The sequence below is a fragment of the Candidatus Frankia nodulisporulans genome (genome assembly GCF_902806475.1).
In the GTDB taxonomy this organism is placed as follows: Bacteria; Actinomycetota; Actinomycetes; order Frankiales; family Frankiaceae; genus Frankia; species Frankia umida.
The window spans coordinates 1-8,579 of the sequence record NZ_CADCWS010000185.1 but is presented as its reverse complement, the minus strand read 5'-3'; the positions used below and the strand labels follow the sequence as shown (position 1 = coordinate 8,579).

6 protein-coding genes are annotated in these 8,579 nt (G+C 69.5%); 2 read left to right on the top strand and 4 right to left on the bottom strand.

Going from position 1 to position 8,579, the window contains the following annotated elements:
• Nucleotides 1-274 precede the first annotated feature (274 nt).
• Nucleotides 275-1,576: a diacylglycerol/lipid kinase family protein gene (locus G6R24_RS15380; protein ID WP_225438574.1), complete on the top strand. Its 1,302-nt coding sequence runs from the start codon at nt 275-277 to the stop codon at nt 1,574-1,576.
• Between the two features lie 59 nt (nt 1,577-1,635).
• Here the strand turns inward: G6R24_RS15380 and G6R24_RS15375 are convergent, their stop codons facing one another.
• Nucleotides 1,636-2,916, bottom strand: a complete 1,281-nt coding sequence (locus tag G6R24_RS15375; protein WP_163549938.1) for a hypothetical protein — start codon at nt 2,914-2,916, stop codon at nt 1,636-1,638.
• A 380-nt stretch (nt 2,917-3,296) separates the two neighbouring features.
• Here G6R24_RS15375 and G6R24_RS15370 point away from each other — a divergent pair, with 380 nt between their 5' ends.
• Nucleotides 3,297-4,037, top strand: a complete 741-nt coding sequence (locus G6R24_RS15370; RefSeq protein WP_225438573.1) for a ribonuclease BN — start codon at nt 3,297-3,299, stop codon at nt 4,035-4,037.
• 54 nt (nt 4,038-4,091) lie between these two features.
• On the opposite strand, the gene G6R24_RS15365 is transcribed toward G6R24_RS15370, so the two are convergent.
• Genes G6R24_RS15365 through G6R24_RS15355 form a run of 3 tightly spaced genes read right to left on the bottom strand, consistent with a single transcriptional unit; the run spans nt 4,092 to nt 8,309 of the window.
• Nucleotides 4,092-5,537 (bottom strand): MFS transporter, encoded by a 1,446-nt coding sequence (locus G6R24_RS15365; RefSeq protein ID WP_163549937.1) that lies wholly within the window; start codon nt 5,535-5,537, stop codon nt 4,092-4,094.
• A gap of 39 nt (nt 5,538-5,576) precedes the next feature.
• Complete coding sequence (locus G6R24_RS15360) at nt 5,577-7,430, bottom strand: glycoside hydrolase family 15 protein (protein ID WP_163549936.1); 1,854 nt, start codon at nt 7,428-7,430, stop codon at nt 5,577-5,579.
• Nucleotides 7,431-7,490: 60 nt separating this feature from the next.
• Nucleotides 7,491-8,309: a class II glutamine amidotransferase gene (locus G6R24_RS15355; protein WP_225438572.1), complete on the bottom strand. Its 819-nt coding sequence runs from the start codon at nt 8,307-8,309 to the stop codon at nt 7,491-7,493.
• Nucleotides 8,310-8,579: the final 270 nt, after the last annotated feature.

Genomic DNA, 8,579 nt, shown 5'->3' with positions numbered 1-8,579 from the left:
TGGCATCAGAAGCCTGCCGCCCGGGCTCACGAAATACGGGCTCGGCGCGTCGGGTGTCGGCATGGTGCCAATATGGGGCGCATTTTCCGTTCCTGATCGAGTTGCTGGCCCGGGTCGCGGATGGGACGGTGAAACGGGCAATGTGGAAACGGGTTGAAGAGAATGTTTTCGGCCGCTTTCTGGGTCGCACTCCCGGTTTTCCCACAGCTCGGAGGGGTGGGTGATCATGCGTTCCCGGATGGTTCGCCGGCCGGGGCGGGGCGCGGGAGCGCCGGTGTCCTGTTCCCAGCGGCTGGCGGCTTCGGTGGCGTTGCTGGCGTTCGCCGCGGTGGTCGCCGTCCTGATCGCCCGGTTGATCGACCGGCCGATCGCCCTGCCGGTCTCGGTCGTCGCCGTGACGATCACGTTGATGGCGGGCTGGGCGGCGCTGGTCGGACGGGGGCCGCGTCGCCTGGGCGCGGCTGTGCTGGCGGTCTGCACCCTTGGCGCCCTGATCGCCTTCGCGGGGGTGATCGGTCTGGCCACCCTGCTGGTCACCGCGGGTCTGCTCGTCATGTCGGGAATCGCGGCGCGTGGCGCCTTCGGACGGCACCGACCGCGGGGGCGTCGGGTGGGAGCCGCCCGGCACGGCGTCCTGGTGGTGAACCCGCGTTCCGGTGCTGGTGCCGCCGGGCGTCACCAGCTCGCCCAGGCCGCGCTCCGGCGCGGGATCGAGGTCGTCACCCTCACGGAACACGCTGATCTGCGGTCGCTCGCCGAGGACGCCGCCGACCGCGGCGCCGATGTGGTGGGCATGGCGGGGGGCGACGGTTCGCAGGCGGTCGTCGCGGACGTGGCGCGTCGGCGTGGGATGGCGTTCGTCTGCGTCCCCGCCGGTACGCGTAACCACTTCGCCCTTGATCTCGGCCTGGACCGCAGGGATGTGGTGGGGGCGCTCGACGCGTTCGACCTCGCGGTCGAGCAGCGCGTCGACCTGGGCCAGCTCGGTGACCGCGTGTTCGTCAACAACGTCTCGCTGGGTGTCTACGCCGACATCGTGCAGTCCGACAGCTACCGTGACGCGAAGGTGCCCACGGCGGCCGCGAGGCTGCCCGACCTGCTGGGCGCGGACCGCGCCGCGCCGGATCTCCGCTTCACCGGCCCGGACGGTCACACCGGGTCGACCGCGGACGTCCTGCTCGTGTCCAACAACGCCTACCAGCTGCACAGCCTCGGGGGTTTCGGCACCCGCCCCCACCTCGACAGCGGCCAGCTCGGTGTGACGACCCTGTGTGTCGATCGCGCCCGTGATCTACCCGCCCTCGTCGCACTCGAGTCCATGGGTGCCATCAGCCGGTTCCGCGGCTTCCAGCAGTGGACCAGTCCCACCCTGCGAATCGACTCCGCGAGACCGGTCAGTGTCGGCGTGGACGGGGAGGCGCTGTGCCTGCCGCCACCGCTGGAGCTGCGCTCGCTTCCGGCCGCGGTCGGCGTTCGGATCCCGGTGCACGCACCCGGGGTGCCACCCGCGCGGCCGGGCCTGTGGGGGATGTTCCCGGCTCTGGTCCGGATCGTGGCCGGCCGGTCCCCGGCCTGAGCCGCGCCGTGCGGCCCGCCCGAGCTTGGCTGGGCCAGGGCTCGGCCAGGGGCCAGGGGTCAGTCGTTCCAGTCGGCGGGGTTCGTGGGCTCGGGTCGGGTGGTCCCGGCGGCGGCGAGGACACCCAGCGCGGCCAGGGCGACCACGACTGTCAGCAGGATGAGGGCGACCGCTGCCGGGGTCGGACAGTTCCACAGCACCAGCGCCAGCAGCCCCGCCCCGATGACAACTCCGCCGGTGAGGCGGCGATGCCGGGCCAGCCAGTCGCCCGCGCCGCCGGTACCCACACCCGCCCGGGCCAGGGTCTGGCCGGCGGCCCCGGTGGCGTGGCTGGCGCCGGCGCGCAGGGCACGGGCGCCGCGGCCCGGCCCGTGGAGATACCCGGCGGCCACGGTGATGACGGCTACGGTCAGCCAGGTAAGCGCGCTGTCTCGTAGGAAACGGACGAGAGTGTCGTAGATGGCCGCTGCCGCGTCGCGCGGCTGGACGTCGGGCGCGACGGAGTCCAGATAGCTCTGGCGCAGGACGGCCAGCACCACGAGCAGGACGATCATCGTCACGGCGGTGCCGATGCCCAGGGCCATGAGCCCGACGCGGTGCGCGGGCGCCAGCCACACGCCCAGCGCGGCGAACGCCACCACGGCGACGGGCAGCCACAGGCCGAGGACGGCGAGCAGACGCAGGGCGTCCTGAGTTCTGGTCAGGGTGTCCGTCCGCAGTAGCACGATCTGCCGGTCGACGTCGGGAATGCTGCCGGCCTTCTCGAGACCGGCGTCGACGAGTCGCTGCTGCACACTGTCGACGACCGGGCCGATATCCAGCACGATCGTGTCGTCCTTGGCCTGGAGGACGTTGTTGCCCTCATCGGTGAGAACCTTCTTCACGGCGGCATGTGCCCGACGGTTCGCGTTCTCCCACAGCGGGGGAAACTGGTCGCTGGTGACCACCCCCTGAACCACCTGATGTACCGCGCTGGTCAGGGTGCTGTGCAGCGCGCCGGCCAGGACGTCGGCATGGTTCACGACAACGGGGGGAACGTCGTTTCGGGTGAGAACGTCGTTGAGTGACGCGGTGACCTGATCGACGTCGACATTCCTGACGACCAGATCGGTCAGCCGGTTGGTCACCATGTTCTGCACCGCGGGGTCGGTGGCGAGTGGGGCGACGGTGTCCCCGTACCGGTCCGAGTCGGAGATCGTGGTGTCCGCCCAGGTGGCGACCACGGCGAGCGGGGCCAGCACGACTGCCAGCAGGAGCAGGAGGGACGCCCCGATGGTCCGTACGGATATGTCATGAGAACGCGCCGGGCCGTCGGAGCTGTCGCCAGCACTGGCAACCATGGCACGGTCCCTCCTGCTTTGTGCGTGGTGCGGCCGCCAGCGCGGTCTCGCGGCCGGCTCCTTCCCTGCGAGGGCTCGTCGAAAACTGGTTTTCGACGAGCTGGAAAAAGGCGCCGCGAGATTCCGGAAATATCGAATTCCGCTGCCGCTGCCGCACCCGGTGGGATGCTCAGACCGTCACTTCGAGTGATGCTGTGGGGGTGAGTCGGCAGCGGGGACCGGCCGGCGGTCAGATTCGCCACGAGCAGGCGGGAAGCCACCTTTCCGACGCCCGGAGGTGGGCATCGAAAAAATATCGCGAGGTTCAGGAAGGATGGCGCTCTTCGTCGGCGGAGGGCCTGGCCCGCCAGTTGCGGGAAAGCGATCTGATGAACGGCTCGATGACCCTCGCCGTGCTCATTCTGATGTTGTTCTTCCCGTTTGTCATCACGCTGGCCGCGGTGTCGCCGCTGCGCCCCGGGGGTGCGGCCGAGATCATCGTCAGGCGGATGGGACTGAACCACGACGCCGCCATGGCCGTCGAGCGTCTGTTCACTCCCCGCGGCGGCGGATCCGCGCAGTCCGGTTGGACGGTCCTCGGCGCGCTCTGGCTGACCCTGGGCGGGCTGAGCCTGGCCGGGGCGGTGCAGTCGGTGTATCTGCGGGTCTTCCGGGTTCCGGCGTTCGGCCTGCGCGGAGTGCCGGCCCAGGTGGTCTGGCTCGCCGGACTGATCGTCTTTCTCGCGGGTACCACCGCCACCGGGGCGGCGCTCACCGGCACGGTCGCCGGCCAGGTGTGCCAGGCTCTGATCGTCATCGCCGCGATGGTGCTGCTGTTCTGGATCGGCACCTGGGTTCTCGTGCGCGGTCGGCTGGCCTGGCGGGACGTCCTGCCCGCGGCGGTGTTCACCACGATCGGCCTGACCGGCCTCGGAGTGGTGAGTCGGCTGCTGTTCTCGACGTCGATCGTGGACAACGAGCGGAACTACGGCGAGATCGGCGTCGTCTTCACGCTTCTGTCGTGGCTGATCGGACTCGGGGTGGTGCTCACCGGAGGGGCGACCGTCGGCGCCTGGTACAACGCGCGGGGCCTGTCCGTGCTCCGCGCGGTCGGACGACGCGCGAGATCCCTGTTCCGGTAACGACTGGTGATGACCGGTGACGACCGGTGGTCGCCCGGGGCTGCCGGGTGCGGGTCAGTCGTGCGGTCCGCGGCCGGGCCGGCTGTCGGCCAGCGGGCTGGCCCCGGCGCTGGTCCGGGACATCCGCGCGGCGGCGACCAGACCGACGACGCCGAGGACGCCGAGGGTGGCCATGGCGATGGCGTAGGCGTTCCGGGTCAGGCCGGCGACGAGGATGGTCCCGGCGATGGCGGTGCCGAAGGACGAACCGAGGTTCGAGATGCTGCGGGACAGCCCGGAGATCTCGCCCTGGCGTTGTTCGGAGAAGGCGGACTGGACGACGTTGACCGAGGGGGTGAGCATCGCGCCGAGGCCGAGACCGAGCAGCAACAGCCCGGGCACGAACGCCCAGGGGCTGTGTGATGCGGCGACCAGGCCGATCAGGGCGATGATGCCGGCGATGGTCAGGGTGAACCCGGCGGTGATCAGGGTGCTCTGGGAGTGGCGTTTCGCGAGTCGTTCGGCGGCGGTGGACGAGATGAGCAGACCGACCGTGGCCGCGGTGAAGATGAGGCCGGTCCGGATGGCGTCGTAGCCGCGGACCACCTGGAGGAACGTGGCGACGGTGAAGGACGAGCCCATCAGCAGCAGCCACTGGATGTTCTGGGTGACCAGGCCGAGGTTGGAGACCCGGTTGCGGAACAGGCTGGTGGACAGCAGCGGCTCCCGGCCGGCTCGCTCCTCGCGGTGTACCCAGTGCAGGAATCCGGCCAGCACGAGCAGGCCGGCGGCCAGGAGGGCGGCGGTGAGGGCAAGGTTGTCGTCGGCGGCGAGGATGCCCAGCACGATCAGGGTGAGGCCACCCGCGGACAGGATCGAGCCGGGAACGTCGAAGTGACGGTGCGGGTCCGCCGGGAGCGGGTCGGTGATGGACCGGCTCAGCACGATGATGAGCGCGACGATCAGGGCCTGGAAGGCGAAGGCCGCGCGCCAGCTGATCGCTGAGGTGATCAGGCCGCCGATGAGCGGGCCCGCCGCCGCCCCGAGGCCACCACCGGCCATGATGACCCCGAAGGCGCGAGCGCGGGCGGTGAGGTCGGTGAACAGCACCGTGGTGAGGATGTAGACCGGGGGAATCAGCAGGGCCGTGCCGATGCCCTCCAGGATCGAGTTGCCGAACAGCAGCAGGCCCACGCCCGGTGCGACGGCGCTGAGCAGGGCACCCACCCCATACACCGTGAGTCCGATCAGAAAGCAGCGTTTGCGGCCGAGCCGGTCGGTCAGCTTGCCGCCGGGAATCATCAGCGCGGCCATGACGAGCAGGAAGACCGTGATGACGACCTGAACGGACTGGACGGTCGTGTCGAGGTCCCGGCTGATGTCATTGATCATCACGTTCATGTTCGACCCGGCGAAGCTGCAGATGAACTGCGCGAGCGCGAGCGGTGCCAGGAGCCGCCGGTCGGCGCCGGCCGACCGTGGCAGGGCTCGGGTATCCGCGTCGGGCGTCTGCTCGGTCATCGTCGTCACGTACCTCGCTTCCGGTCGCGTCGCCGATGGTCAGCGGCCCAGGTTCTCGGCGCGGTCGAGCTCCTCGTCGAGGGCGAGGGCGGCGTCGATGAGCGCGAGATGGGTGAAGGCCTGGGGGAAGTTGCCCAGCTGTTCACCGGACGGCCCGATCTCCTCGGCGAACAGGCCGACGTGGTTGGCGTAGGTGAGCATCTTGTCGAAGGCGTAGCGGGCCTGGTCGAGGCGGCCGGCGCGGGCCAGGGCCTGCACGTAGAGGAAGCTGCAGAGGTTGAAGGTGCCCTCGGAGCCCCGCAGGCCGTCGGGGGAGGCGGCCGGGTTGTACCGGTAGACGAGGCTGTCACTGACGAGTTCGTCGTTCATCGCGTCGAGCGTGCTCAGCCAGTCGGGGTCGGTCGGGGCGAGGAAACCGACGCGGGGCATGAGCAGCAGGGAGGCGTCGACGACGTCGGTGTCGTAGTGCTGGACGAAGGCATGGCGCTTGCCGTTCCAGCCGCGGTCGATGATCTGCCGGAAGACGGTGTCGCGGGCCGTCTGCCAGCGGGTGAGGTCGGCGGGCCGGGAGTAGACGGTCGCGATCCGGATGGCCCGGTCGAAGGCGACCCAGGTCATGAGGCGGCTGTAGGTGAAGTTCTGCCGGCCGCCGCGGGTTTCCCAGATGCCTTCGTCCGGGCGGTCCCAGTGGTCGGTGAGCCAGTCGATGACGGCGGCGAAGGCGTTCCAGCCGCGGATTCCGCCCATGTCCTTCGCCTCGGCGAGGGCGTAGGCGGCCTCGCCGTAGATGTCGAGCTGGATCTGGTCGGCGGCGGCGTTGCCGGCGCGGACCGGCGCGGACCGGCGGTAGCCCTCCAGATGGTCGAGGATCTCCTCGGTCAGGTGGGGTTCCCCGTCGACCCGGTACATGATCTGAAGCGGTTCGCCGGAGGCGGTCCAGCCCGCGTCGAGGCGCTCGCGTAGCCAGCGGCGGTAGGCGTTCGCGTCGCGGGTGAAGCCGAGCGTGCTCAGGGCGTGGACGGACAGGGAGGCGTCGCGAACCCAGGTGTACCGGTAGTCCCAGTTGCGTTCGCCGCCGATCTGCTCGGGCAGACCCATCGTGGCGGCGGCGATGGGAGCGCCGGTGGGAGCGTAGGTGAGCAGTTTCAGGGTGATCGCCGAGCGGGTGACCATCTCATGCCACCGGCCGCGGTAGCGCGACGCCCGTAGCCAGGTCAGCCAGAAGTCGCGGCAGGCGTCGAACGCGGCGGTGATGCTCTCCACCGTGGGTGGCGGACCGCCGAGGCGTTCGCCGCGGGTGCCGGCGTCACCGCTGTCGCTGGTGAGCACGACCGCGGCCAGTTCGCCGGCGTCGAGGGTGAAACGGGCGGAGAGATCGTGGCCGTCCGGATGAAGCACGATCGGGGCGGTCGCCTGCACGTGCAGATCCGTGTCAGGTCCGTGGAACACCACCGATCCGTCGTCGAGATGGCGCGACGTGTGGGACGCCCGGCCGTAGTCGAACCGCGGCCGGCACAGCAGCTCGAAGGGCAACCTGCCCCGAACCACCCGGGCGACCCGGATCAGCCGATGGCGTGTCGAGGGGGTGCTCGAGGGGTCGGGCTCCATGAAGTCGACCACCTCGCCCACCCCGCCCGGGGCCATGAACCGGGTGACGAGCACGGCGGTGTCGGTCAGGTAGAGCTGCCGGACGCCGACCTCCTCGGTCTCGTCGAGATCGGCGGCCAGCCGGCAGTGCCCACCGCGATCGCTGTCGAGCAACGAGGCGAACATGCTTGGCGAGTCGAACCGCGGGGTGCACCACCAGTCCACGGTTCCGTCGGCGGCGACCAGCGCCGCGGTCTGCAGGTCGCCCACGAGACCGTGGTCCGCGATCGGTGGATAGGCGTTCATGCTGGTTCCTCCCGCGATCGTCGCGTGCCACATGGGAACCCGGGGGCGGTTTCCCTGTTCCTACCCGGGCGGCTGTGGACGGAAGGTGCGCTGATGTGGCGTCTCGGTGACGACGATCGCCGTGGACGGGGGTATTTCCCGCCATACCCCGGGTAGTTCGCTTAGCGGTTCCGACAGGACGGCGCGGGCGTCGCCGGGTATGTGCCGCAGGCGTTCGTGTTCGGGGTAGAGCATCCGGATCGCGTCGACGCTCTCGCTCATGTGCAGCGTGTTGACCACCGGCCCGCTGGCGTATCTGGCCGCGAACAGTGTCTCGCCGTCGGCCAGCCCGACCGTCATCTGCAGGGGTTCGGCGACACCCGCGGCGGCTCCGACGCTCTCGACGAAACCGGCCATGCGTTCCAACCCTCCGATCGGGTCCTCCTCGAGGCCGAACGTCAGGGCGAGGTGGAACATCAGCTCGGAATCCGTGCTGCCTTTTATGTTGCCGAACAGGTCGGGGCGCACGGCCATCAGCAGCTCACGGCGAAGCGAGCCGAAGCTGTCGATGTAACCGTTGTGCACGAAAATCCATTTCCCATAGCGGAACGGGTGGCAGTTCGTCTTCTGCACCGATGTTCCGGTGCTCGCCCGCACATGCGCGAGGAACATCGGGGAGCTGATCTCCTCGGCCAGTTCCCGAAGGTTCTCATCGCCCCAGGCGGGTGAGTCGCTGCGGAAGATCGCCGGGGTCCTGCGCCGGCTGTACCAGCCCAGACCCGTCCCGTCGCCGTTGGGTTCGAGCAGGTCCGGACCATGCCTGACACTCTGGGCAATCAGTGATCTTTCGGGTTCGTACAACAGTGAATACGGGACGATCGGATCTCCTCGATACCCCATCCATCTGCACATGCCACCCTCCAGTCCACTACGGCAAGGGTGCCCACGAGGTGTGGGGGCAACCGCCGTCCCGCAATCGGATCCTTTCTGGTCGGATTTTGCCCACGGGGCTGTGGACCAGGGGTCTGACTGGTTCGGTCGGGCAACGAGGAGGAGGATGCGACGGCGGTCATGAATGCGTCCGATCAGAGTCCTGATCGTTGTGTGGCCGCACGTGGATGATTTCCCGCAGGCTGCACTCTCCGCTGATCACCTGGGCGAACTGATGTG